This window comes from Streptomyces sp. NPDC057854, from assembly GCF_042797055.1.
Classification (GTDB): Bacteria; Actinomycetota; Actinomycetes; order Streptomycetales; family Streptomycetaceae; genus Streptomyces.
Genome location: NZ_JBHVMF010000019.1, coordinates 138162 through 160529, shown reverse-complemented (window position 1 = coordinate 160529; position 22368 = coordinate 138162). Strand labels below are relative to the sequence as shown.

At 74.6% G+C, this 22368-nt stretch carries 19 protein-coding genes and 1 pseudogene; 7 read left to right on the top strand and 13 right to left on the bottom strand.

Annotation, left to right across the window (positions count from 1 at the left end; genetic code table 11):
• Nucleotides 1-20 precede the first annotated feature (20 nt).
• The gene (locus ACFVQZ_RS25985; protein ID WP_030494367.1) at nt 21-710 is read left to right on the top strand and encodes a gamma-glutamyl-gamma-aminobutyrate hydrolase family protein; all 690 of its coding nucleotides are present in this window, start codon (nt 21-23) and stop codon (nt 708-710) included.
• A gap of 88 nt (nt 711-798) precedes the next feature.
• On the opposite strand, the gene ACFVQZ_RS25980 is transcribed toward ACFVQZ_RS25985, so the two are convergent.
• On the bottom strand, nt 799-2244 hold the full coding sequence (locus ACFVQZ_RS25980; RefSeq protein ID WP_383626490.1) for a purine-cytosine permease family protein: 1446 nt from the start codon (nt 2242-2244) through the stop codon (nt 799-801).
• A gap of 67 nt (nt 2245-2311) precedes the next feature.
• Here ACFVQZ_RS25980 and ACFVQZ_RS25975 point away from each other — a divergent pair.
• Both ACFVQZ_RS25975 and ACFVQZ_RS25970 read left to right on the top strand, forming a co-directional pair.
• Nucleotides 2312-2935, top strand: a pseudogene (locus tag ACFVQZ_RS25975) (TetR/AcrR family transcriptional regulator); the annotation flags it as partial.
• A 340-nt stretch (nt 2936-3275) separates the two neighbouring features.
• A complete protein-coding gene (locus ACFVQZ_RS25970; RefSeq protein ID WP_383626487.1) occupies nt 3276-4907 on the top strand; it encodes an amidohydrolase in 1632 nt (543 codons plus the stop codon).
• Nucleotides 4908-4922: 15 nt separating this feature from the next.
• Here ACFVQZ_RS25970 and ACFVQZ_RS25965 read toward each other — a convergent pair whose 3' ends face one another.
• Nucleotides 4923-6005: a LysR family transcriptional regulator gene (locus tag ACFVQZ_RS25965; protein ID WP_107645423.1), complete on the bottom strand. Its 1083-nt coding sequence runs from the start codon at nt 6003-6005 to the stop codon at nt 4923-4925.
• A 70-nt stretch (nt 6006-6075) separates the two neighbouring features.
• Here ACFVQZ_RS25965 and ACFVQZ_RS25960 point away from each other — a divergent pair, with 70 nt between their 5' ends.
• Nucleotides 6076-7236 (top strand): TDT family transporter, encoded by a 1161-nt coding sequence (locus ACFVQZ_RS25960; protein WP_383626484.1) that lies wholly within the window; start codon nt 6076-6078, stop codon nt 7234-7236.
• Here ACFVQZ_RS25960 and ACFVQZ_RS25955 read toward each other — a convergent pair.
• The 4 genes from ACFVQZ_RS25955 to ACFVQZ_RS25940 form a co-directional block, all read right to left on the bottom strand.
• A complete protein-coding gene (locus ACFVQZ_RS25955) occupies nt 7163-7906 on the bottom strand; it encodes a helical backbone metal receptor (RefSeq protein WP_030494373.1) in 744 nt (247 codons plus the stop codon). The genes ACFVQZ_RS25960 and ACFVQZ_RS25955 overlap by 74 nt on opposite strands.
• On the bottom strand, nt 7903-8454 hold the full coding sequence (locus tag ACFVQZ_RS25950; RefSeq protein WP_030494374.1) for a helix-turn-helix domain-containing protein: 552 nt from the start codon (nt 8452-8454) through the stop codon (nt 7903-7905). Before ACFVQZ_RS25950 ends, ACFVQZ_RS25955 begins: the two co-directional genes overlap by 4 nt.
• A 186-nt stretch (nt 8455-8640) precedes the next feature.
• Nucleotides 8641-10449 (bottom strand): ABC transporter permease/substrate binding protein, encoded by a 1809-nt coding sequence (locus tag ACFVQZ_RS25945; RefSeq protein ID WP_383626481.1) that lies wholly within the window; start codon nt 10447-10449, stop codon nt 8641-8643.
• The gene (locus ACFVQZ_RS25940) at nt 10442-11494 is read right to left on the bottom strand and encodes a betaine/proline/choline family ABC transporter ATP-binding protein (RefSeq protein ID WP_036414554.1); all 1053 of its coding nucleotides are present in this window, start codon (nt 11492-11494) and stop codon (nt 10442-10444) included. Before ACFVQZ_RS25940 ends, ACFVQZ_RS25945 begins: the two co-directional genes overlap by 8 nt.
• A gap of 344 nt (nt 11495-11838) precedes the next feature.
• Here ACFVQZ_RS25940 and ACFVQZ_RS25935 point away from each other — a divergent pair, with 344 nt between their 5' ends.
• From ACFVQZ_RS25935 to ACFVQZ_RS25925, 3 genes are all read left to right on the top strand, one after another.
• Nucleotides 11839-12759, top strand: a complete 921-nt coding sequence (locus ACFVQZ_RS25935; protein WP_383626510.1) for a 5'-3' exonuclease H3TH domain-containing protein — start codon at nt 11839-11841, stop codon at nt 12757-12759.
• 166 nt (nt 12760-12925) lie between these two features.
• The gene (locus tag ACFVQZ_RS25930; protein ID WP_383626477.1) at nt 12926-13774 is read left to right on the top strand and encodes a siderophore-interacting protein; all 849 of its coding nucleotides are present in this window, start codon (nt 12926-12928) and stop codon (nt 13772-13774) included.
• A gap of 89 nt (nt 13775-13863) precedes the next feature.
• Nucleotides 13864-14829, top strand: a complete 966-nt coding sequence (locus ACFVQZ_RS25925) for an ADP-ribosylglycohydrolase family protein (RefSeq protein ID WP_383626474.1) — start codon at nt 13864-13866, stop codon at nt 14827-14829.
• Here ACFVQZ_RS25925 and ACFVQZ_RS25920 read toward each other — a convergent pair.
• The 7 genes from ACFVQZ_RS25920 to ACFVQZ_RS25890 all read right to left on the bottom strand — a co-directional run bounded on the left by ACFVQZ_RS25920 (nt 14777) and on the right by ACFVQZ_RS25890 (nt 22355).
• On the bottom strand, nt 14777-16153 hold the full coding sequence (locus ACFVQZ_RS25920) for a cytochrome P450 (protein ID WP_383626471.1): 1377 nt from the start codon (nt 16151-16153) through the stop codon (nt 14777-14779). The two genes, ACFVQZ_RS25925 and ACFVQZ_RS25920, sit on opposite strands and share 53 nt — an antisense overlap.
• Nucleotides 16154-16331: 178 nt before the next feature.
• Complete coding sequence (locus tag ACFVQZ_RS25915) at nt 16332-19160, bottom strand: DEAD/DEAH box helicase (protein ID WP_383626468.1); 2829 nt, start codon at nt 19158-19160, stop codon at nt 16332-16334.
• A gap of 152 nt (nt 19161-19312) precedes the next feature.
• Nucleotides 19313-20224, bottom strand: coding sequence for a twin-arginine translocase subunit TatC (tatC, locus tag ACFVQZ_RS25910; RefSeq protein ID WP_051787748.1), 912 nt, complete (start codon nt 20222-20224; stop codon nt 19313-19315).
• A 125-nt stretch (nt 20225-20349) separates the two neighbouring features.
• Nucleotides 20350-20637 (bottom strand): Sec-independent protein translocase subunit TatA, encoded by a 288-nt coding sequence (gene tatA / locus ACFVQZ_RS25905; RefSeq protein WP_383626465.1) that lies wholly within the window; start codon nt 20635-20637, stop codon nt 20350-20352.
• A 186-nt stretch (nt 20638-20823) separates the two neighbouring features.
• Complete coding sequence (locus ACFVQZ_RS25900; RefSeq protein ID WP_030494384.1) at nt 20824-21021, bottom strand: hypothetical protein; 198 nt, start codon at nt 21019-21021, stop codon at nt 20824-20826.
• A gap of 35 nt (nt 21022-21056) precedes the next feature.
• Nucleotides 21057-21302 (bottom strand): hypothetical protein, encoded by a 246-nt coding sequence (locus tag ACFVQZ_RS25895; RefSeq protein WP_030494385.1) that lies wholly within the window; start codon nt 21300-21302, stop codon nt 21057-21059.
• A 99-nt stretch (nt 21303-21401) separates the two neighbouring features.
• Entirely contained in the window at nt 21402-22355 is a 954-nt protein-coding gene (locus tag ACFVQZ_RS25890) for a WYL domain-containing protein (protein WP_030494386.1), read from the bottom strand.
• Between the last annotated feature and the right edge of the window lie 13 nt (nt 22356-22368).

Genomic DNA, 22368 nt, shown 5'->3' with positions numbered 1-22368 from the left:
GACCTCCTGGAGGCAGTCCCGTGGCCCAGCCGCTGATCGGTGTGACGACGTATCTGGACCGGGCGCGCTGGCGGGCCTGGGACATGCCGGCGGCGCTGCTGCCCGCGCAGTACCCCCGGTACGTGCGGGACGGCGGCGGCCTGGTGGTGATGCTGCCGCCGGACGCCCCGGCCGCCGCGGCGGCGGTGCTGGCGCGGCTCGACGGTCTGGTGGTGGCGGGCGGCGCCGACGTGGAGCCCGCGCGGTACGGGGCCGAGCCCGATCCGCGGACCGGCCCGCCGGCGCGGGAGCGGGACGCGTGGGAGCTGGCGCTGATCGACGCGGCGCTCGCCGCGGGCACCCCGCTGCTCGGGGTCTGCCGGGGGATGCAGCTGCTCAACGTGGCGCTGGGCGGGACGCTGACGCAGCACCTGGACGGGCACGTGGAGGCCGAGGGGGTGATGGGCCTGCATCCGGTGAAGCCGGTGCCGGGCACGCTGTACGCCTCGCTCGTCCCCGAGCAGGCCGAGGTGCCGACCTACCACCACCAGGCCGTGGACCGGCTGGGCGCGGGTCTGGTGCCGTCCGCGTACGCGGAGGACGGCACGGTCGAGGCGGTGGAGCTGGCGGGGGCGGGCTGGGCCCTCGGGGTGCAGTGGCACCCGGAGATGGGCGAGGACCCGAGGGTCGTCCGCGGGCTGGTCCGGGCGGCGGCGGCCGTACGGGGCTGAGGCGGTCCCGGAGAACGCGGACGTACGGCGGGGGTGGCGGGGCGGCCGGGGTGGGCGGTCCGGCCGCCCCGCGGTACGGGGGCCGCGGTCAGGCGGCAGGGTGGGTGGCCGCGACCGGGCGCCGGCCGAGGACCAGGTAGAGGACGGTGGCGACGGCCATGCCGGCGGGCAGCGAGAGGTCCATGCCGACGGCGGCGGCGACCGGTCCCGTGTAGACGCTGTCGACGCACAGGGCGCCGGCCGCGACGCCGCCGAACAGGGCGGTCGCCCCGGCCGGGTTGACGCCGGCGGTGTACCAGAAGGGGCTGCCGGGGGTCTCGTCGGCGAGCCCGGCCACGTCGTAGCGGTTGCGCCGGAGCAGGATGTCCGTCGCGTACACGCACATCAGCGGGCCGGTGAGGACGGTGATCGCCTGGAGGGCGTTGCTGACGGTGTCCAGGAAGTCGGAGACCAGCAGTCCGTACAGGGTGAGCGCGACCGCGACCGCGCCGTCGAGGAGGACCGAGACGGTCCGGCGGACCGGCAGGCCGACGGCCTGGAGGGCGAGACCCGCGCTGTACGCGGTGAGGGCGTTGATCGCGACGGTGCCGAGGACCAGGGCCAGCAGGAAGACCGGCACGAACCAGCCCGGCAGGATGCCCTGGAGCGCCGTCTGGGGGTCCGTCATGTCGACGGCGGTGGCGGCGAAGGCGCCCAGCGCACTGACCACGACACTCGGCACGAACGCGCCGAGCGCGGTCCACAGCGCGATGGCGCGCGGGGAGCTGTCCCGGGGCAGGTAGCGGGAGAAGTCGGCGCTCGTGGTGTACGAGAGCGGCCCCGAGGCGATCATCGTGGTGCCCGCGAGCAGCACGGCCCACAGGGCGGCGCCGGAGAGCCGTTCGGCGGGGGCGTACGCGAAGTCGGCGTGCCGGAACACGGCGAGGGCGACGACGGCGAACGCCCCGCTCAGCGCCAGCGTGACCGGCAGGTAGAGCCGGACGATCAGCGCGTGTCCGTAGACGCTGATGGCCAGGGTGACGGCGGCGACGACCACGACGACCGCCACCTTCACCGGGGTGTTCACCGGCAGGCCGGTCTTCCCGACGAGGGCGAAGGCGGCGGTCGCGGCGGCGGCGAGGTTGAGCGCGAAGTAGCAGACGGAGACCAGCCAGCCGCCGACCGCGTTGTTCACGCGGTTGCCGCGGACGCCGTAGAGGGTGCGGGTGACGACCTCGCTGGGCGCGCCGGCGGCCGGGCCTGAGGTGGCGAGCACGCCGGTGAGGACCCAGAAGAGGTTGCCGGCGACGATCACGCCGATCGCCTGCGGCAGGGTGAGGCCCATCAGGACGAGGGTGCCGCCGATGACCAGACTCAGGTAGTTGACGTTGGCCGCGGCCCAGACGGAGAACAGCTCGCGGGGGTGTCCGTGGCGTTCGGCGTCCGGGATGTGGTCGATGCCGTGGGCCTCGACGCGGCCGGGCCGGCCGCCCGCCGGCAGGGGGTCCGACGCGCGCTCTGTCCCGGGGCGCGGGTCGGGGATCGTGGAAGCCATGCGGCCCTCCGGTGCGTGATTGCCCACCTGGTTGCTTATTGGTCGCACACTCAATAGCATCCCCGGTATGTCGTCAAGCGTTCAGCGCAAGCGGATCCGGAAATCCCCCGAGGCCCGGCGGGCGGAGATCGTGGCGACCGCCGCGCGCGTCGCCCTGACCGAAGGGCTCGAATGCGTCACCCTGCGGCGGGTCGCCGAGGAGCTCGCCGTGCGGCCCGGCCTGATCAGCCATTACTTCCCGTCGGCCGAGGACCTGGTGGCCGAGGCGTTCGCGGTCGCGGCCCTCGGCGAGCTCGACGCGCTGCTGCCGGCCGAGCGCCCGGACGGCACCCCCGCCCAGTACCTCGCCCGCTACTTCGCGCTGTCCTCGGGCGAGGCGTACGACGACATCAGCCGCCTCTGGATCAACGCCCGTCACCTCAGCCGCTACCGGCCCGTCCTGCGGGACCGGGTCACCCGCATGGAACTCGCCTCCGACGACCGCCTGGAGCGGCTGATCCGCGACGGCGTCGAGCGCGGCGAGTTCCACACCGACGACCCCCGGTCGGCCGCCATCCAGATCCTGGTCGTCCTCGACGGCCTCGGCGCCCACGCCAACTCGGACCGCACCGACCGGCCCCCGGCCGTCACCCGCCTCGCCCTCAGCACCGCCGAACGCGCCCTCGGCCTCCCCCACGGCACCCTCGACGCCCCCGGCGCGACCGGCACCCTGCCGCTCGCGTTCTCCCCGACGGACGCGGCGGAAGCGGCGGTGGCGGCCGGCGCCGCGGCCGGCGCCCCGCCCGCCGGCGCCCCCGCGGCCGAGGCGCCGACGCCCGCGGAGACCTGACGGCGGCGCGTCCCCCGCGACCCTGCGGCGCACCCCGACGCAAATTGGCGGCGCACCTCGCACGCCCCGGCGACGCGCCGAACCCGCCGCCCGGCGCGCCCGTACGCGCCCCGCTACCCCGCCGTACCCCCCTTGTGCCCCGCCGCCCGCCGGCGCGCCGCCCCCTCCCCCGTACCACCCGCCACCTCGCAAGGAGCCCCCCGTGTCCACCCGACTCGTCCTGCACTCCGCCCGCCTGCTCGACCCCGGCAGCGGGGGCTTCCTGGAGGCGAGCGCGCTCGCCGTGGGCGAGGACGGGCGGATCGCCGCGCTCGGCGACGACCGCGAGGTGCGGGCGCTCGCCGGACCCGCCACCACCGTCGTCGACCTGAAGGGCGCGGTCGTCACCCCCGGCCTCGTCGACGGGCACGTGCACCCCGTCACCGGCGCCGAACTGACCGGCGGCCTCGACCTCTCCGGCTGCGCCGACCTCGCCGAGGTCCGCGAGGCGCTGGGCCGCGCGGCGCGCCGGCTGCGGCGCGGCGACTGGCTCTTCGCCTGGGGGCTCGACCCGAACGTCTTCGGCGACCGGCCCGTCGGCATCGCGCCCTTCGACACCGTCCTGCACGGGGTGCCCGCCTTCCTGCTGCTCTTCGACGCGCACTCCGCGCTCGCCTCCCGCCGCGCCCTCGAACTCGCCGGCATCGACGGCCCGCGCACCTTCGACCAGGCGTCCGCCGAGATCGTCTGCGACGCCGACGGGCGCCCCACCGGACTGCTCCAGGAGGACGCCGCGTGCGCGCTCGTCGAGCGCGTCGCCCCGCAGCCGACCCGCGCCGAGCGCGTGGAGCGGCTGGCCGCCGCCCTGGACGGGATGGCGGCGGCCGGGCTGACCGGCGGGCACGTCATGGACGCCAACGGCGACAGCCTCGACCTCTTCGCCGAACTCGACGCCGCCGGCCGGCTGCCGCTGCGGCTCCGGGTGGCGCCCTGGTGCCAGCCCGGCACCGACGCCGCCGGTGTCGAGGAGCTGATCGCCCTCCAGGGCCGCGGCGGCGCGCTGTGGCGGGTGGCCGGCGTGAAGCTCTTCATGGACGGCACCATCGACAACGGCACCGCGTGGCTGGAGCGGCCCGACTGCCACGGCGAGTCCACCCACGCGTTCTGGCCGGACCCCGAGGCGTACACGGAGATCATCGGCGCGCTGCACCGCGCCGGGGTGCCGACGGCGACCCACGCCATCGGCGACGCCGCCGTGCGGCACGTCCTCGACGCCGTCGAGAAGGCCCGGGCGACCGGCGGCGACCCGGGCGTACGGCACCGGGTCGAGCACATCGAGACCGTCCCCGACGACACCCTCGGCCGCTTCGCCGGGCTGGGCGTCGTCGCCTCCATGCAGCCGACCCACTGCTGCGACTTCACCCGCGCCGACCACACCGACAACTGGTCGCGCCGGCTCGGCGAGGAGCGCGCCGGGCGCGCCTGGCGCTGCCGGGACCTCGTGGACTCCGGCGCGACCGTGGTGCTGGGCTCGGACTGGCCGATCGCGCCGTACCCGCCGCTGGGCGTGCTCGCCGGGGCCGTGCACCGCCGCCCGACCCGGGACCTGACCCAGCCGCCGCACGGGCCCGAGCAGGCGCTGACCCCGCTGGACGCGCTGCGCGGACTGACGACGGGACCGGCGTACGCGGCGGGTGAGGAGCACCGCTCCGGCCGGCTCGCCGTCGGCCACCACGGCGACCTCACGGTCCTCGGGGCCGACCCGCTGACCGTGCCGCCCGCTGAACTCGCCGCCGTCCCGGTGCTGCTGACGGCCGTCGACGGCCGCGTGACCCACCGGGCGGACCGCCTCTGACCGGCCCGGCGGGGCTCAGCCGCCGGGCCGGGCCCTCGTCAGGGTGAGGAGGTCGCGGGCCGGGCCGGTGGGCCGGTGGCCGGTCGGCCAGACGGCCCGCAGGTCGCGGCTGAGCCGGACGCCGGCGACCGGCACGGCGACCAGGCGGCGCGACGCCAGCTCCTCGGCGATCGCCAGCTCGCTGAGGACCGCCGGGCCCGCGCCGCTCACCGCCGCCGCCTTCACGGCGGTCGTGGAGGCCAGTTCGAGCAGCGGGCGGGCCAGCCCGCCGTGTCCGGCGAGCGCCGCGTCCAGGACCTGCCGGGTGCCCGAGCCGTGCTCGCGCAGCACCAGCGGGGTCGCCGCCAGCTCCGCCGGGTCGATCGGGGCCCGGCGGCGGGCCCACGGGTGCGAGGGCGCGGCCACCACCGCGAGCCGGTCGTGGGCGACCACCGTGCCGTCGAGCCCGTCCGGCACCGACAGGCCCTCGACGAACCCGAGGTCCGCCTCCCCCGCCAGCAGCCGCTCGGCGACCACCGCCGAGTTCCCGGCCTGCAGCGACACCGCCGTGTCCGGCCGCTCGGCGCGCAGCGCGATCAGCCAGCCCGGCAGCAGGTACTCGGCGATCGTCATGGACGCGACCACCCGCAGCCGCGAGTCCCGGCGCCCCCGCAGCGCCTGCACGCCCGCGTCGAACGCCTCGGCGGACTCCACGATCCGCCGGGCCCAGTCGGTGACGAGCGCGCCCGCGTCGGTGAGCCGGGAGCCGCGCGGCGAGCGGTCCACGAGCGCCACGCCGAGCTGCCGCTCCATCGAGCGGATGCGGCTGCTCGCCGCCGGCTGGGTGATGCCGACCTCGCGGGCGGCGGCGCCGAGGCTGCCGTGCCGGGCGACGGCCAGGAGCAGTTCCAGGGCGCCGAGGTCGGGGACCCGGTGCGAGAGGTGCGCGGTCGCCGGCTCCCACGCCCCGGGGCCTGACCCCGGAGCGGCGAGGGCCGCCGCGGCCGTCACCCTCCCGGCGCCCGCGCCCCCGCCGGTACCCCGCTCCGTCCCGGCGCCCGCGCCCCCGCCGGTGCCCCGCTCCGTCCCGCCACCGCCGCCGTCCCGCTCCCTGCTCATAAAGCCAGCTTATGACGTCATAGCCGCGTGCTCCCTGGTGGGGGCCCTGACCTGCGGCGATGGTGGAGGCATGGCAAGCCTCGCACCCTCCCGCCCCCTCCTGCGCGCCACCACCCCCGGCGCCCGGGCGACCCGCTCGGTCCGTCACCTCGGCCCGAACTGGTACGCCTCCGTGATGGGCACCTCCGTCGTCGGCACCGCGGGCGCCGCGCTCCCCGTCACCGTGCCCGGCCTCCGTACCGCCTGCACCGCCGTCTGGGCGCTCTCCCTCGCGATGCTGCTGACCCTGCTGGCCGCGCGGGCCGCGCACTGGCGCCGCCACCGCGACCAGGCCCGCGCCCATCTCCTCGACCCGGCCGTGGCGCCCTTCTACGGCTGTCTGTCGATGGCGCTGCTCGCCGTCGGCGGCGGCACCCTCACCCTCGGCCGGGACTGGATCGGCCTGCCCGCCGCCGTCGCCGTCGACGCCGTCCTGTTCACCGCCGGCACCGCGGTGGGTCTCGCCGCCGCCGTCGCCGTGCCCTATCTGATGGTGGTCCGGCACCGGATCGAGCAGGCGTCCCCGGTCTGGCTGCTGCCCGTCGTCGCCCCCATGGTGTCCGCCGCGCTCGGCCCGCTGCTCCTCCCCCACCTGCCCGAGGGCCAGGCCCGGCAGACGCTCCTGATCGCCTGCTACGCCATGTTCGGCATCAGCCTGCTCGCGACCCTCGTGATGCTGCCGCTGGTCTTCGGCCGGCTCGTCCTCGACGGCCCCCTGCCGCTCGCCCTCACCCCGACGCTCTTCCTCGTCCTGGGCCCCCTCGGGCAGTCGACCACCGCCGCCAACGCGTTCGCGGACGCCGCCGCCGGCGTCCTCGCCGACCCGTACGCCCACGGCTTCGCCGCCTTCGCCGTCCTCTACGGCGTGCCCGTCACGGGATTCGCCCTGCTGTGGCTGGCACTCGCCGGGGCGATGGTGGTGCGGGCCCGGCGGGCCGGCATGGGCTTCGCGATGACCTGGTGGGCCTTCACCTTCCCCGTCGGCGCCGTCGTCACCGGCGCCGAGGGGCTCGCCCGCCACACCGGCCTGGACGCCTTCCGGTGGCTCGCCGTCGCCCTGTACGTCCTCCTCGCCGCGGCCTGGCTGGTGGCCGGCGTCCACACCGCGCGCGGCCTGCTCAGCGGAGCGCTGCTCGCAGCGCCCGCCCCAGCACCCGCGGTGCCGTCGCCAGCGACGGCCCGTACCAGGTGAGCATCCGCCCGTCGACGAGCGCCGCGGCGGTCCCGGGGAACGCCTCGGGGCCGTCGTCCGCGGTGAAACGGTACGGCTCGTCCGGGAGGACCACCAGCTCCGGACGGGCCGCGGTCAGCTCGCCGAGCGGCACCTTCGGATAGCGCTCGGGATGGTCCGCGTACAAGTTGCGGACGCCGAGACGGGCCAGCAGGTCGCCCGCGAAGGTGTCCCGGCCGAGCACCATCCAGGGTCGCCGCCAGACGGGCACCACGGCGGCCACCCCGTCGCCGGCGGGCTCCGCGCCGGCCCACGCCTCCTCCGCCTCGGCCAGCCAGCGCGGCCGGCGGGGCGCGCCGCAGGCGGCGAGCACATCGCCGAGGGCGGCCAGGCCCTGCTCCAGGGTGCGGATCTCGGTGACCAGCACCTCGGCGCCGGCGTCCCGCAGGGCGTCGAGGTCGGCCGGCCGGTTCTCCTCCTCGTTGGCGAGGACGAGATCGGGGCGGAGCGCCAGCACCGCCGGCACGTCGGGGTTCTTGGTGCCGCCGATCCGGGCGACGGACAGCCCGGCCGGATGACTGCACCAGTCGGTCGCGCCGACCAGCAGCCCCGGCGCGGTCACCGCGACCGCCTCGGTGAGCGACGGCACCAGGGAGACGACCCGCGGGGTCCGGCCCCGGATCCCGGTCACTCCTCCTCGACCTCGACGTGGTCGGCGACCGCGACGACGAGCAGCCGGGTGCCGGGCTCGGTGGCGCGCCAGCGGTGCCGTACGCCGCCGGAGAGGTAGAGGGAGTCGCCGCGGCCCAGCCGGTGCGCCCGGCCCTCGGCCTCGACCTCGGCGGCGCCGTCGGCGACGTACAGCAGCTCGGCGTTGCGGTGCTGGAACTCGCGGCCCGCGTCCTGCTCGCCGGTGAACTCCAGGGCGTGGAGCTGGTGCCGGCCGCGCACCAGGCGCCGTACGCCCTCCGGCAGGGCGGCGCCGCCCTCGCCGGCGCGGACGACGTCGACCGTGCGGGCGGCCTCGGCGACGGCGAGGAGGTCGGCGGCGGTGGTCTGCAGGGCCTCGGCGACCAGCTCCAGGGAGCGGCGGCTGGGCCGGGCCCGCTCGTTCTCGATCTGGCTGAGGAAGGGGACGGAGAGGCCGCTGCGGGCCGAGACCACGGCCAGGGTGAGCTGGAGGGCCCGGCGGCGCCTCTTGACGGCCGCGCCCACGCGAGGTGCTTCCTTCTCGTCCATGGCCACCCTCCCTCTGCCGGCTGCCTCGTCGCGTACCGACCGGTTACCTGCACCTTACGCAGCTTTGGGCCGGGGTTTCGCGTCGTGCCGGAAAGGGAGGCGGAAAGGGGCCGGTGACGGCACGGAACAGGGGCGGCCGCCGGTCACGCCCGGCGACCGCCCCTGTCCGGCGGGTGAGGACCGCGGCTACTGCGGGGCCAGTCGCTCCGCGAGTCCGGGCTGGGCGTCCAGCCAGGTGCGGACCGCCTGCTGCTCCTTGCCCTTGCCGGTCTCCTGGATCTCCTTCTCCAGGCCGGTCAGCTGCTGCTCCGTGAGCGTGAAGTCCTTCAGCCAGGCGCCCACCTCGGGGTTCTCCTCGCTGAAGCCCTTGCGGGCCAGGGTGTGCACGCCGTCGCCCTTGCCCCAGACGCCCTTCGGGTCGGCGAGCTTGGTCAGGTCGTGCGCGGAGTAGGCCCAGTGCGGCGACCAGAGGGTGACGACGACCGGCTCCTCGCGGTCGTACGCCCGCTTCAGCTCGGCGAGCATGCCGGGCGTGGAGCCGTCCACGACCTCGTACTCGCCCTCCAGGCCGTACTCCTTCAGCACCTTGTCCTTCAGCAGGCCCATCATCCCGGCGCTCGGCTCGATGCCGACGATGCGGCCCTTGAAGCGGTCGCCCTTGCCCTTGAGGTCGGCGAGCGACTTCACGTCCTTCACGTACGAGGGGACGCTGAGCTCCAGCGAGGTCGGGCCGTACCAGGAGCCCAGGTCCTCCAGCTTGTTCCCGTACTTCTCCAGGTACTGGGCGTGGGTGACGGGCAGCCAGGCGTCGGTCTGGAAGTCGAGCTGCCCGCCGGCCAGACCGGTGTAGAGCGCGCCGGCCTCCAGCTGTTGCGTCTCGACCTCGTAACCGCGGCGCTCCAGCAGCTCCTTCCACAGATAGGTGGAGGCGATGCCCTCGTCCCACGGGATGTAGCCGATGCTGATCTTCTTGCCGTGGCCGGCGCCCGCGCCGGAGGCGGTCGTCGAGGTGGCGCCGGAGCCGCCGAGGAAGCCGGAGCCGCCGGCGACGAGCGCCAGGACGACGACGCCGACGAGCGCGGTCACGGGCTGCGGGCGGTGCGCCCACAGCTGCGCGGTGCGGCGGCGGGCGGTGACCGCGCGGGCCTTGGCGAGGGCGCGGCGGCCGAGCGGGGAGACCTGGCGGCCGAGGGCGCCGGTCATCCGGTCCAGGTACATGGCGAGGACGACGATGGAGACGCCGGCCTCGAAGCCGAGGCCGATGTCGACGTTGCCGATGGCCCGGTAGACGGCGCCGCCGAGCCCGCCGCCGCCGACCATGCCGGCGATGACGACCATGGACAGGCCCAGCATGATGACCTGGTTGACGCCGGCCATGATCGTGGGCACGGCGAGCGGCAGCTGGACGCGGAGCAGGGTGTTGCGCGGAGTGGTGCCGAACGCCTCGGCGGCCTCCACGAGTTCGGCGTCCACCTGGCGGATGCCGAGCTCGGTCATCCGCACGCCGGGCGGCAGCGCGAAGACGATGGTGGCGATGATGCCGGGGACGACGCCGACGCCGAAGAAGATGATGCCGGGGATGAGGTAGACCATCGCCGGCATGGTCTGCATGAAGTCGAGAACGGGCCGCAGCACCGTGCTGACCGTCTTCGAGCGGGCCGCCCAGATGCCCAGCGGGACCGCGATCACCAGGGTGACGAGGGTGGCGACGAGGACCAGCGACAGCGTCGCCATCGCCTCGTCCCACAGCTGGACGGAGTCGACCAGCGCGAGCCCGGCGAAGGCGAGCAGGCCGGCGGCGAGACCGCGCAGCCACCAGGCGACGACCGCGAGGATGCCGGCCAGCAGCAGCGGCTGCGGCGCCGACAGGACGGCGTCGACGCCGTCGTACAGGCCGGTGATGCCGCTGCTGACGGCGTCGAACAGCCAGGAGAACTGCGCCTGGAGCCAGTCGACGGAACGGTCGACCCAGGAGCCGAGGGGAAGCCTAGGCATGGAGCGTCACCTCCTCGGCGGTCAGCCCGCCCATCACGGCGAGAAGCTTTTCCTTGTGTACGACTCCGAGGGCGGAGCCGCCGGCGTCCCGGACGGTCACCGGGTGCGGGCCCGCGGCGGCGAGGGCGCACAGGTCGGCCAGGAGCGTGTCGGGGCCGGCGACCGGGGCGTCCGGGTCGACGGGTCCGTCGGCGGCCGTCATGACCGCGGAGGCGGTGAGCACCCGGGAGCGGTCGACGTCCTGGATGAAGGAGGCCACGTAGTCGTCGGCGGGCCGGACGAGGATGTCCTCGGCGGTGCCGAGCTGCACGATCCGGCCGCCGCGCATCACGGCGATGCGGTCGCCGAGGCGCATGGCCTCGTTGAGGTCGTGGGTGATGAAGACGATCGTCTTCTTCAACTGCTTCTGGAGCACCAGCAGCTGGTCCTGCATGTCGCGGCGGATCAGCGGGTCGAGGGCGCTGAAGGACTCGTCCATGAGGAGCAGGTCGGCGTCGGTGGCGAGCGCCCGGGCCAGGCCCACGCGCTGCTGCATGCCGCCGGACAGCTCGTCGGGCCAGGACTTCTCCCAGCCGGCCAGGCCGCACAGCTCCAGCGCCTCGGCGGCCCGCTTCTCGCGCTCGGCGCGCGGCACGCCCTGGACCTCCAGGCCGTAGCCGGCGTTCTCCAGGACGGTGCGGTGCGGGAACAGCGCGAAGTGCTGGAAGACCATGCTGATGCGGCGCGAACGGACCTCGCGCAGGGCGCGGGGGGTGAGCGCGGTGAGGTCGTCGCCGTCGTAGAGGACGCGGCCCGCGGTCGGTTCCAGCAGGCCGTTGAGCATGCGCAGGAGGGTGGACTTGCCGGATCCGGAGAGGCCCATGACCACGAAGATCTGGCCGGGTTCGACCACGAAGGACGCGTCGACGACGGCGGCGGTGACGCCGTCCTCGCGGAGCGCGTCGCGGTCGGCGTCGCCGGCGGCGAGGGCACGGACGGCCTCGGTCTCGTCGGCGGGGCGTCTGGCGAACACCTTGAACAGGTGGTCGGCCTGGAGCCTGGACACATTCACCTCACGGGTAGCAGGGAAGACGGCCCGTCACCCCCGCGCACGCGCCGTGGAGCACGACGGGATCCGCCCGCCCACCCGTTCTGTACGGGGCCCACTGCTCAGGGCCCCTTACCGGGTCCGCTCCGGGCACGCGCCTTCCCTGCGCCCCTGGGGGCAAACGCAAAGGTGACGGGGGTCACGGAAGCGTGTGGAGTGGCGCGAGGGGCGGGGGCGGGGAGTGCGGCGGCGGGGAGAGTTGATGGTCGGCGCGGCGGTCCGGGCGCCGGGGCGCGCGGGTGCCTCGGCGGGGGCCGGGTGTCGGTGGGGTGGGGCATGATCGGGGGGTGACGCGACGCCTGATGCTCCTGGACACCGCCAGCCTCTACTTCCGCGCGTACTTCGGCGTGCCGGACTCGGTCCGGGCCCCGGACGGGACGCCGGTCAACGCCGTGCGCGGCCTGCTCGACTTCATCGGCCGGCTGGTGCAGGACCACCGGCCCGACGAGCTCGTCGCCTGCTGGGACGCGGACTGGCGTCCGCAGTGGCGGGTGGACCTGATCCCCTCGTACAAGGCGCACCGGGTGGCCGTGGAGACGGAGACCGGGCCGGACGAGGAGGAGATCCCCGACACGCTCTCCCCGCAGGTCCCGGTGATCGAGGACGTCCTCGCGGCGCTCGGCATCGCCCGGATCGGGGCCGCCGGGTACGAGGCGGACGACGTCATCGGCACCCTGGCGGAGCGGGCGAAGGGTCCGGTGGACATCGTCACCGGCGACCGCGACCTCTTCCAGCTGGTGGACGACGAGCGGGCGGTCCGGGTGCTGTACCCGCGCAAGGGCGTCGGCGACTGCGACCTGGTGGACTCCGAGATGATCCGTACGAAGTACGGGGTGCGGCCCGACCAGTACGCGGACTTCGCCGCCCTCCGCGGCGACGCCAGCGACGGCCTGCCCGGCGTGAAGGGCATCGGCGAGAAGACGGCCGCGCAGCTGATCACCGAGTACGGCGACCTGGCGGGCGTACGGGCCGCGGCCGAGGACCGCACCTCCAAGCTGACCCCCGCGAAGCGGCGCGGGATCGTGGAGGCCGCGGCCTATCTGGACGTGGCGCCGACGGTGGTCCGGGTGGCGCGGGACGTCCCGCTGCCGGACGTCGACCCGACCCTGCCCGCCCTCCCGCGCGACCCGGCGGCCCTCCAGGAATTGGCGACCCGCTGGAACCTCGGCGGAGCCCTCAGCCGCCTCCTCCCGGTCCTGGCGGCCGGCCGCCAGGAGCTGTGAGGCGCGGGCCATTCGGCGGACGCGTTGCCGGTGCAGGCGGGTGATGCTGCCGGTGCCGCCGGGAGGCCGTGCCGGGACTCGACCGCCCGCGGGGTGCTAGCTTAGGCATACCTAAGTCTCAGGTGTGCCTTGCGGCGCACCCCCAGGCAGTCAGGAGAGTCCCGCCGTGGCAGAGCAGCCGGTCCGCAAGGCCCCCCGGGCCACCGAGGCGCACGTCGTCCGCACCGAGCGGCTCACCCCGCACATGGTGCGGGTCGTCCTCGGCGGGCCCGGACTCGACGGGTTCGACGCCGGCGCGTACACCGACCACTACGTGAAGCTGCTCTTCGCCCCCGAGGGGGTGACCTACCCGGAACCGTTCGACATGGAGCGGATCCGGGCCGAGCGGCCCCGCGAGGAGTGGCCGACCACCCGCACGTACACGGTCCGCGCCTGGGACCCGGTCCACCGCGAGCTGACCCTGGACTTCGTGGTCCACGGCGACGAGGGCCTGGCCGGCCCCTGGGCGGCCCGCGCCCAGGTGGGCGAGACGGTCCGCTTCCTCGGCCCGGGTGGCGCCTACGCCCCGGACCCGGCCGCCGACTGGCACCTGCTCGTCGGCGACGAGAGCGCGCTGCCGGCGATCGCGGTGGCGCTGGAGCGGCTTCCCGAGGGCGCGCGGGTGCACGCCTTCGTGGAGATCGAGGACGCCGCCGACGAGCAGAAGTTCGCGACCGCGCCCGGCATCGAGGTGACCTGGCTGCACCGCTCCGGCCGCCCGGTCGGCGAAGCCCTGGTCGAGGCCGTGCGGGAGCTGGAGTTCCCGGCGGGCGACGTGCACGCCTTCGTCCACGGCGAGGCCGGCTTCGTGAAGGAACTCCGCCGCCACCTCCGCATGGAGCGCCGCATCGACCGCGAGCGGCTGTCCATCTCCGGCTACTGGCGCCTGGGCAAGACCGACGAGGGCTGGCGCGCGATCAAGCGCGAGTGGAACGAGCAGGTAGAGCGCGAACAGGAACCCCCCCAGGCCGCCTGACCCCCCTCCCCCCCCGCTCACTTCAGCCCCAGCCTCCACCCCCAGCCGCACACACCGGACCCCGCCCCAGCTCCGCCTACCCTGGCGGCATGATCTCCCTCGACCGCGCCATCGGCGCCGTCCTCGGCTCCGCCGTCGGCGACGCCCTGGGCGCACCCTTCGAGTTCGGGCCGCCCGGTGCCTTCCGGGAGCGGTTCCCTGACGGCACCGGCGCGTTGTGCGGGGGCGGCGGGTGGGATCCCGGTGAGGCCACGGACGACACGCAGATGGCCGTGCTCGTCGGCGAATCGCTGCTCGAACGCGGCGGGCTCGACCTGTCCGACGTCTTCGACCGCTTCCGGCGCTGGGCGGAGGCCGATCCCAAGGACATCGGCCTCCAGACGGAACGGGTGCTGCTGGGCGGCGAGGCGTGGGACCGGGCCGCCGCCGCGGACTTCCGGGTGGAGGGCCGCGGCGCGGGCAACGGCTGTCTGATGCGGGCCTCCACCTCCGCCGTCCACTTCGCTCCCCGCGGCCGCGCCGCCACGATGGAGGCCGGCCGGCGGCTCGCCGCACTCACTCACGGGCACCCCGCCGCCTGGGAGGGCACCGCCCTCCTGCACGAACTGGTCCGCATGGCCCTGCTCGGCCACGACCCCCAGACCGCCGTCCCGGAGGCCCTGGCCGCGGTGGACGCGGGCGAGCGGGAACGCTGGGCGAGGGTCCTGGCGCCCGGCTGGCGGCCGGAGGACGCCACGGAGTTCAACGGCGCCGCCTGGCCCTGTCTCGGCTCCGCCCTGTGGGCGCTGCGCACCACCACGGGCTTCGAGGACGCCCTGGTGGCCGCCGTCGACCTCGGCGGGGACACGGACACGGTCGCGGCCGTCACCGGGACGCTGGCCGGCGCCGTGTACGGCGCCGGGGCGATCCCGGAGCGCTGGACGGACCCGCTGCACGTCCCGCTCCCCGGCTACGGCGACCGCGTCCTGCGCGTCGGCGAACTCCGCGCGCTGGCCGTCGCCCTCACCCCCGGGTCCGGACCGTGGCCAGGACCTCGCGGTCCGGCTGGAGGGTGAGGCTCGGGACCGGGCGTATCTCCTCCGGCTCCACGTCCAGGTGGTAGCGGCGGGCGAGGACGGCGAGGACGAGGACGGCTTCGACGAGGGCGAAGCGGGTGCCGAGGCAGACGCGCGGGCCGCCGCCGAACGGGTACCAGGCGTATTCGTGGATCTCCTCGGCGGGCCTGCCGTCGGCGTCGGTGAGCCAGCGCTCGGGGCGGAACGCGTCGGGGTCGGCGTACCAGCGGGGGTCGCGGTGGGTGGACCACTGGCTGGACCAGACGCGGGTGCCGGGCGGGACGGGCCGGCCGGCCAGGGTGGCGCCCTCCTTGGCGATGCCGGTGAGGAGCCAGATCGTCGGATAGAGGCGGAGGGTCTCCTTGACGACGGCCTGGGCGTAGGTGAGGGAGGCGTAGTCGTCGTAGCCGGGCTCGCGGCCGCCGGCGAGGACCCGGTCGAGTTCGCCGGCGAGGGCGCGCCTGGCCTCCTCGTTGCGGGAGAGCAGGTACCAGGCCCAGACGAGGGTGGAGCTGGTGGTCTCGTGGCCGCCGACGTAGAGGGTGACGGTCTCGTCGCGGATCTCACGGTCGGAGAGGGGGACGCCGGTCTCGTCGCGGGCGGTGAGGAGGCGGCTGAGGAGGTCCGGACGGTCCTCTCCGCCGTCGCGGTGGCGGGCGACGATGCGGGCGACCTCGGCGTCGATGACGGCGGTGGCGCGCTTGATGCGGGCGCGGCCGGGGGTCGGGATCCAGTCGGGCAGGAGGGCGCCGACGCCGCTGAGTTCGGCTCCGATCTCCTGCTGGGCGACGTCCATGGCCCGGCCGATCGCCTCGGCGTCGGCGGCGGTGTCCGTGCCGAAGATGGTGCGGACGGCGATGAGCTGGGTGAGGGCCGCCATCTCCTTCTTGATGTCGATCCGCTGTCCGTCGGTCCAGCGGTCGGCGAGGGCGACGGCGCACTCGGCCATGGTGGCCGCGTAGGAACGGACCTGCTTGGGGCGGACGGACGGCTGGACCAGGGAGCGCTTGCGGCGCCAGTCCCGGCCCTTGGCGACGACGACGCCGTCGCCGAGCAGGGTGCGCATGGCGATGCCGAGGTCGGGCTGGTCGAAGGTGTGCTCGATCTCGGTGAGGAGTTCTCCGATGGCGTCGGGGTGGGCGATGAAGAGGGCGGGCCGGGGTCCGAAGCGCCAGCGGACGACGTCGCCCCGCTCGCGGAGCTGCTCGAAGAAGGCGAGGGGGTTCTTGCCGAAGGCGGGAAGGTTGCCGAGGAGCGGCACTCCGCGCGGCCCTTCGACGATGCCGGTCCCGGCCTCGGTACCGGTGCCGGTGTGCGTGGTCACGTAGGTCCCCTCCCCCACTCGCTGTCCCTGTGTGCGGGTCCATGCAAGCGGAAGCCCGAAGGTCGCGCCAGCCCTGTGGACAACCGCCTGTGGACAACCTCCCTCGCTCACGGTCCGGTTCACGCCGAAGGGCCCGCGGTGTCCACCGCGGGCCCTTCGACAGCCGGTTGAGGGTGTGTCAGCTCACCGAGCTGTACGCCACCACACCCCGCAGCAGCGCGTCCACGGCCTTGCGCGCGTTCTTCGAGACCGTGCTGTTCTCCTTGGGCGCCGCCGCCGCGATCTGGCCGAGGACGTCGATGACCTGCTTGCACCAGCGGACGAAGTCACCGGCCGGCATCTCGGCCTCGCGCAGCACCTCGTCGAGGCTCTTGTCGGAGGCCCACTGGTAGGCGGCCCAGGCGAAGCCGAGGTCGGGCTCGCGCTGCCCGACGCCCTCCGCCTGGTTGATCTTGAACTCCTCCTCCAGGCCGTCGAGACGGCCCCAGATGCGGACCATCTCGCCGAGCGCCGCCTTGGCCCGCCCGCCGGGCACCTTCGGTGCCACGGCGTCGTCGGCCTGCCGGGCCTCGAAGACCAGGGCGGAGACGCAGGCGGCGAGTTCGGCCGGGTCGAGGCCCTCCCAGACGCCCTCGCGGAGGCACTCGCTGGCGAGGAGGTCGAGTTCGCCGTAGAGCCGGGCGAGCCGCTTGCCGTTGTCCGTGACCTCGTCCGCGCGGAGGTAGTCGAGCTCGGTGAGGAGCGCGACGATCCGGTCGAAGGTGCGGGCGATGGTGTTGGTCCGGCCCTCGATGCGCCGCTCCAGCTGCTTGGTGTCGCGCTGGAGGCGGTAGTAGCGCTCGGCCCAGCGGGCGTGGTCCTCGCGCTCGTCGCAGCCGTGGCAGGGATGGGCACGGATCGCCGCGCGCAGACGGGCGATCTCGCGGTCGTCGGCGGCGCCGGAGCGCTGCTTGCGGTGGCGCTCCGGATTGATGTGCCCGGCCTTGGAGCGCAGCGCGGAGGCCAGGTCGCGGCGGGACTGCGGGGAGCGCGGGTTGAAGGTGCGCGGGATGCGCATCCGCTCCAGGGCCTCCACCGGGACGGGGAAGTCGATGGAGGCGAGGCGCTTGACCTGCCGCTCGGCGGTGAGGACGAGGGGCCGGGGGCCGTCGTGGTGCTCGAAGCCGCGGTGGCCGTTGGTGCGGCCGGCCGGGATGCCGGGGTCGAGGACGAGGGCGAGGCCCGCGAACTTGCCGGTGGGGACGTGGATGACGTCGCCGGGCTTGAGCTTCTCCAGGGAGGCGGCGGCCTGGGCGCGGCGCTGCGCGGCGCCCTGCTTGGCCAGTTCCGTCTCGCGGTCCTTGAGGTCGCGGCGGAGCCGCGCGTACTCCTCGAAGTCGCCGAGGTGGCAGGTCATGCCCTCGCGGTAGCCGGCCAGGCCCTCCTCGTTGCGCTGGACCTGGCGGGAGATGCCGACGACGGAGCGGTCGGCCTGGAACTGGGCGAACGAGGTCTCCAGGAGCTCCCGGGAGCGGTGCCGGCCGAACTGGTCGACGAGGTTGACCGCCATGTTGTACGACGGCCGGAAGCTGGAGCGCAGCGGGTAGGTGCGGGTGCCGGCCAGGCCGGCCAGGTGCTCGGGGTCGAGGCCGCGCTGCCAGAGGACGACGGCGTGGCCCTCGACGTCGATGCCGCGGCGGCCGGCGCGGCCGGTGAGCTGGGTGTACTCGCCCGGGGTGATGTCGGCGTGCTGCTCGCCGTTCCACTTGACGAGCTTCTCCAGGATGACGGTCCGCGCGGGCATGTTGATGCCGAGGGCGAGCGTCTCGGTGGCGAAGACGGCCTTCACGAGGCCGCGGACGAACAGCTCCTCGACGACCTCCTTGAAGGTCGGGAGCATGCCGGCGTGGTGGGCCGCGATGCCGCGCTCCAGCGCCTCCAGCCACTCGTAGTAGCCGAGGACGTTCAGGTCCTCGTCTGGGATGGAGGCGGTGCGGGCCTCGACGATCTCGCGGACCCGCAGGCGCGCGGCGTCGTCGTTGAGCCGGAGGCCGGCGTAGAGGCACTGCTGGACGGCGGCCTCGCAGCCGGCCCGGCTGAAGATGAAGGTGATGGCGGGGAGCAGTCCCTCGGCGTCGAGGCGCTCGATGACCTCGGGGCGGCCGGGGGTCCAGATGCGGGAGCGCTGCCGGCGCTCGCGCTCGCGGTCGGCTTCGCGGACCATCTTGCCCCGGCGCCGGTCGCGGGGGTTGTAGGTGCGCGAGTTCTCGGTGCGGGCGAGGCGGAGGAGGTCGGGGTTGACCTCGCGGCGGGCGGCGCCGCGGCCTCCGTGGTCGGTCTCCTCCTCGAAGAGGTCGTACATCCGGCGGCCGGCGAGGACGTGCTGCCAGAGCGGGACGGGGCGGCTCTCGGAGACGATGACGTCGGTGTCGCCGCGGACGGTGTCCAGCCAGTCGCCGAACTCCTCCGCGTTGGACACGGTCGCCGAGAGTGACACCAGGGTGACCGACTCGGGGAGGTGGATGATCACTTCCTCCCAGACGGCGCCGCGGAAGCGGTCCGAGAGGTAGTGGACCTCGTCCATGACGACGTAGCCGAGGCCGGAGAGGGCCTGGGACCCCGCGTAGAGCATGTTGCGGAGGACCTCGGTGGTCATGACGACGATCGGCGCGTCGCCGTTGACGCTGTTGTCGCCGGTGAGCAGGCCGACCTTGTCGGGGCCGTACCGCTTGACGAGGTCGGCGTACTTCTGGTTCGACAGCGCCTTGATGGGGGTCGTGTAGAAGCACTTGCGGCCCTGGGTGAGGGCGAGGTGGACGGCGAACTCGCCGACGATGGTCTTGCCGGAGCCCGTGGGGGCGGCCACGAGCACGCCCTTGCCCGCTTCCAGGGCCTGGCACGCCTCGATCTGGAACGGGTCCAGACCGAACTCGTACATCTCCCGGAAGGGGGCCAGTGCGGTGGCCTGCTCGGCGTTGCGCGCGCGTGCTGCCGCGTACGCCTCGGCTGGGGTGAGGTCCTCTGTCATCTTGTCTTCGAGACTACCCGCCCCCTCTGACAGCCACGCGATCTTTATGACGGGCCGCGGGCGGCCGGGGACGGGGAGCCGCCGGAGACGACGAAGGTCCCCCGGGCGGTGTCCGGGGGACCTGAGGGGCCGGTGTGCCGGCTCCGGCGGGGTCAGGTGATGTCGTCGTACCCCTCGGCGCGGTGGGCGCGGGCTCCGTCGGTGTCGCCGGTGGCCTGCTCGGGCAGCGCGCGGGCGGCGGGCACGGCGTCGAGGGCGCCGACGGGCTCGGGGGTGAGGTCGAGGACGGACGCCTCGTCGTCGGAGAGCTGGGCGTCGGTGTCGCGGCGGGCCCGGCGCCGGTCGTTCAGCAGCGAGAAGCCGACGGCGACGAAGTACAGGACGATGATCGGCCCGGCGAGGGCGATCATGCCGACCGGGTCGGTGGACGGGGTCGCGACGGCGCCGAAGACGAAGGTGCCCATCACCATGCCCCGCCACCAGCCGGCCATGCGCTTGCCGGTGACCACGCCGGTGAGGTTGAGCATGATCAGCAGCAGCGGCACCTCGAAGGCGAGGCCGAAGACGAGCACCATCCTGGTGGTGAAGTCCAGGAGGTCGTCGAGGGAGAGGAAGTTCGAGGCGATCTCGGGCGTGATGCTGATGAGGACGCGCACGCTGACCGGCATGATGTAGAACGCCGTCCAGGCGCCGGCCACGAAGAGGGGGACGGCGACGGCGGCGAACCAGTACGTGTACTTCTTCTCGGTCTTGTGCAGTCCGGGCGCGATGAAGGCCCACAGCTGGTAGAGCCAGACCGGGCTGGAGACGATGAGGCCGGCCAGCATGATCACCTTCACCGTGGAGGTGAACGGCGAGAGCATGGTCTGGTAGGCGAGGACGACGCAGCGTCCGCCCGTGTTGTCGGACAGAGAGCTGTCCGGGGGGCACTTCGGTACGGGGGACGACAGAAGGTCCATCAGCTGCTGGCTGAAGAACGCCGCCACCACGGAGGCGACGACGACCGCCAGCATCGCCTTGGCGAGGCGATTGCGCAGCTCACGGAGGTGATCGGCGAGAGGCATCCGCCCCTCGGGATCCTTCTCCTTCTTCAGGCGGGCAGACTTGGGCAACCCACGTCCTCATCTCGTGCGGGCATGCCGCTGGGCGGCGTACGTGCGGGGCGGGCGGTTCGGCGCCGGAGGGTGGGTCAGCGCTGGGTGGTGTCCGACGCCTCGGTCACGGGACGGCCGCCGGTCACGTCGCCGGGGGCGGCCTTGATGGTGCGCGGGGCGGGGGCGGCCTGCTCGGCGGGCGCCTCGGCCGGGGCGGCGGCGGGCTCCTGGCCCTCCGACTTCATGGCCTTCGCCTCGCTCTTCAGGATGCGGGCGGACTTGCCGAGGGAGCGCGCCATCTCCGGGAGCTTCTTGGCGCCGAAGAGGAGCACGACGACCAGCAGGATGAGGCTGATCTCCAGGGGACCGATCTGACGGAACATACTGTGGTCTCTCTTCTCACCGAGGCGGCATGGGTGCGTGCCCGGCCGGTCGGACCTGCGTCCGGCCACCGCGCTGTCTGCGATCGTAACCCGCAGGAGTAAACGTCGGGCAATGCCCGTGCATACTCCCGCTTGCGTCCGGGGGGCCCTGATCAGGCCGGATCGGCAGGGCGCCGGGGCCTCGACTCACGGCAGGGAGCGGCCGGTTCGGGCCAGTCCGGTGGCGGCGGTCTCCAGGTCCTCGGCGGCGCGCTGGATGCGCTGTGTGGTGACTTCCACTTGGCGGCCGAGGCGCCGGACCTCCAGGAAGACCCGGACGGCGAGGACGCCGAGGACGGCGAGGCCGAGGAAGCCGAGGGCGATCGCGAGCATGGGCCAGAACATGGACCGAGCCTAGTCGTCGGGGGGCGGGGCGCCGGTCAGGCGGTGGTGTGGAGGCGGAGGGTGCGGACGCCGCCGCCGGTGAGGAGTTCGACGATGCGGTCGCCGGCGGGCTTGCGGACGGCGCTGCCGCACTCGGGGCAGGTGAAGGAGTAGAAGGTGGTGCGGCGGCTGGCTCCGATGGCCAGGCGCAGGGCGCCGGCGGCGAGTTCGAAGCGGCAGCGGCAGTCGGGGCAGGCGGCCTTGAAGAGGACCGGGGCTACGGAAGCCGACAGGCCGGACATTACGGACATTTCCCTCAACTCTCTCTGCCTCGAACTCCCTGGACCTTCACCGCGCCCGCCCTGCCCGACCCGCCCCCGCCGGGCGGGAACGGGTCCGTGTCAGACGCCCTCGTACGCGGCGAGCGCGGCGGTCGCCGCCTCCCGGGCGCTGTCCGCGAGCCCGGCCGGCGAGACGATCCGCCCGTCGCTGCCGAGCCGCAGCGCGAGCCGCTTCAGCGAGGCCGGGTCGGGGGTCCGCAGGGTGATCCGCAGACCGCCGTCCGGCAGCTCGTCGGCCCGGTCGTGCGGGTAGTACTCGGCGACCCACCGGCCACCGGGACCGACCTCGACCACCACCTCGGGGTCGTCGGCCGACGGCTGCACCAGCCCCTCGGAGAGGTCGCGCAGCTCCAGCTCCGGCGGCGCGGCGGCCTCCTCCAGGATCCGGACCTCGGCCACCCGGTCGAGCCGGAAGGTGCGGCGCGCCTCGGAGAGCCGGCACCACGCCTCCATGTAGGTGTGGCCGACGGCGAACAGGCGGATGGGGTCGACCTCGCGCTCGGTGAGCTCGTCGCGGGCCGGCGAGTAGTAGCGCAGCCAGAGCCGCTTGCGCTCGGAGATGGCCCGGTCGACCTCGGCGAAGACGCCGCCCTCGGACTCGAAGGTGACCGAGAGGCGGGAGCTGGCGCCGGCGGCCTCGCCGGCCGCGGCCTCCAGCTTGGCGGTGGCGCGGACCAGCGCGTCCCGGTCGCCCTCGCGCAGCCCGGGCAGGGTGGCGACGGCGCGGGCGGCGACGAGCAGCGCGGTCGCCTCGTCGGCGGCGAGCCGGAGCGGTTCGGCGACGTCGTCGGGGTTGTGCCACCAGATGCGGTCGCCGTCGGTGTCGATGTCGAGGAGGTCGCCGCCCCGGAAGCTGGTGCCGCACATGGGCAGCACGTCGAGGTCGGAGATCAGCTCGTCCTCGGTGATGCCGAAGGCGCGCGCCACGTCGGCGACGTGGGCGCCGGGGCGCTCGCGGAGGTAGGTGACGAGGGAGAGCATCCGCCTCGTCTGGTCGATCGCGTTGGCAGCCATGCGGTTCGTCTCC

Bases quoted from the DNA above. Each gene is read 5' to 3' on its own strand.
- ACFVQZ_RS25980 (WP_383626490.1), bottom strand. From the start codon at position 2,244: ATGGCTTCCACGATCCCCGACCCGCGCCCCGGGACAGAGCGCGCGTCG.
- ACFVQZ_RS25965 (WP_107645423.1), bottom strand. From the start codon at position 6,005: ATGAGCAGGGAGCGGGACGGCGGCGGTGGCGGGACGGAGCGGGGCACC.
- ACFVQZ_RS25960 (WP_383626484.1), top strand. From the start codon at position 6,076: ATGGCAAGCCTCGCACCCTCCCGCCCCCTCCTGCGCGCCACCACCCCC.
- ACFVQZ_RS25950 (WP_030494374.1), bottom strand. From the start codon at position 8,454: ATGGACGAGAAGGAAGCACCTCGCGTGGGCGCGGCCGTCAAGAGGCGC.
- ACFVQZ_RS25945 (WP_383626481.1), bottom strand. From the start codon at position 10,449: ATGCCTAGGCTTCCCCTCGGCTCCTGGGTCGACCGTTCCGTCGACTGG.
- ACFVQZ_RS25935 (WP_383626510.1), top strand. From the start codon at position 11,839: ATGCTCCTGGACACCGCCAGCCTCTACTTCCGCGCGTACTTCGGCGTG.
- ACFVQZ_RS25925 (WP_383626474.1), top strand. From the start codon at position 13,864: ATGATCTCCCTCGACCGCGCCATCGGCGCCGTCCTCGGCTCCGCCGTC.
- ACFVQZ_RS25915 (WP_383626468.1), bottom strand. From the start codon at position 19,160: ATGACAGAGGACCTCACCCCAGCCGAGGCGTACGCGGCAGCACGCGCG.
- tatC (WP_051787748.1), bottom strand. From the start codon at position 20,224: ATGCCTCTCGCCGATCACCTCCGTGAGCTGCGCAATCGCCTCGCCAAG.
- tatA (WP_383626465.1), bottom strand. From the start codon at position 20,637: ATGTTCCGTCAGATCGGTCCCCTGGAGATCAGCCTCATCCTGCTGGTC.
- ACFVQZ_RS25900 (WP_030494384.1), bottom strand. From the start codon at position 21,021: ATGTTCTGGCCCATGCTCGCGATCGCCCTCGGCTTCCTCGGCCTCGCC.
- ACFVQZ_RS25895 (WP_030494385.1), bottom strand. From the start codon at position 21,302: ATGTCCGGCCTGTCGGCTTCCGTAGCCCCGGTCCTCTTCAAGGCCGCC.
- ACFVQZ_RS25890 (WP_030494386.1), bottom strand. From the start codon at position 22,355: ATGGCTGCCAACGCGATCGACCAGACGAGGCGGATGCTCTCCCTCGTC.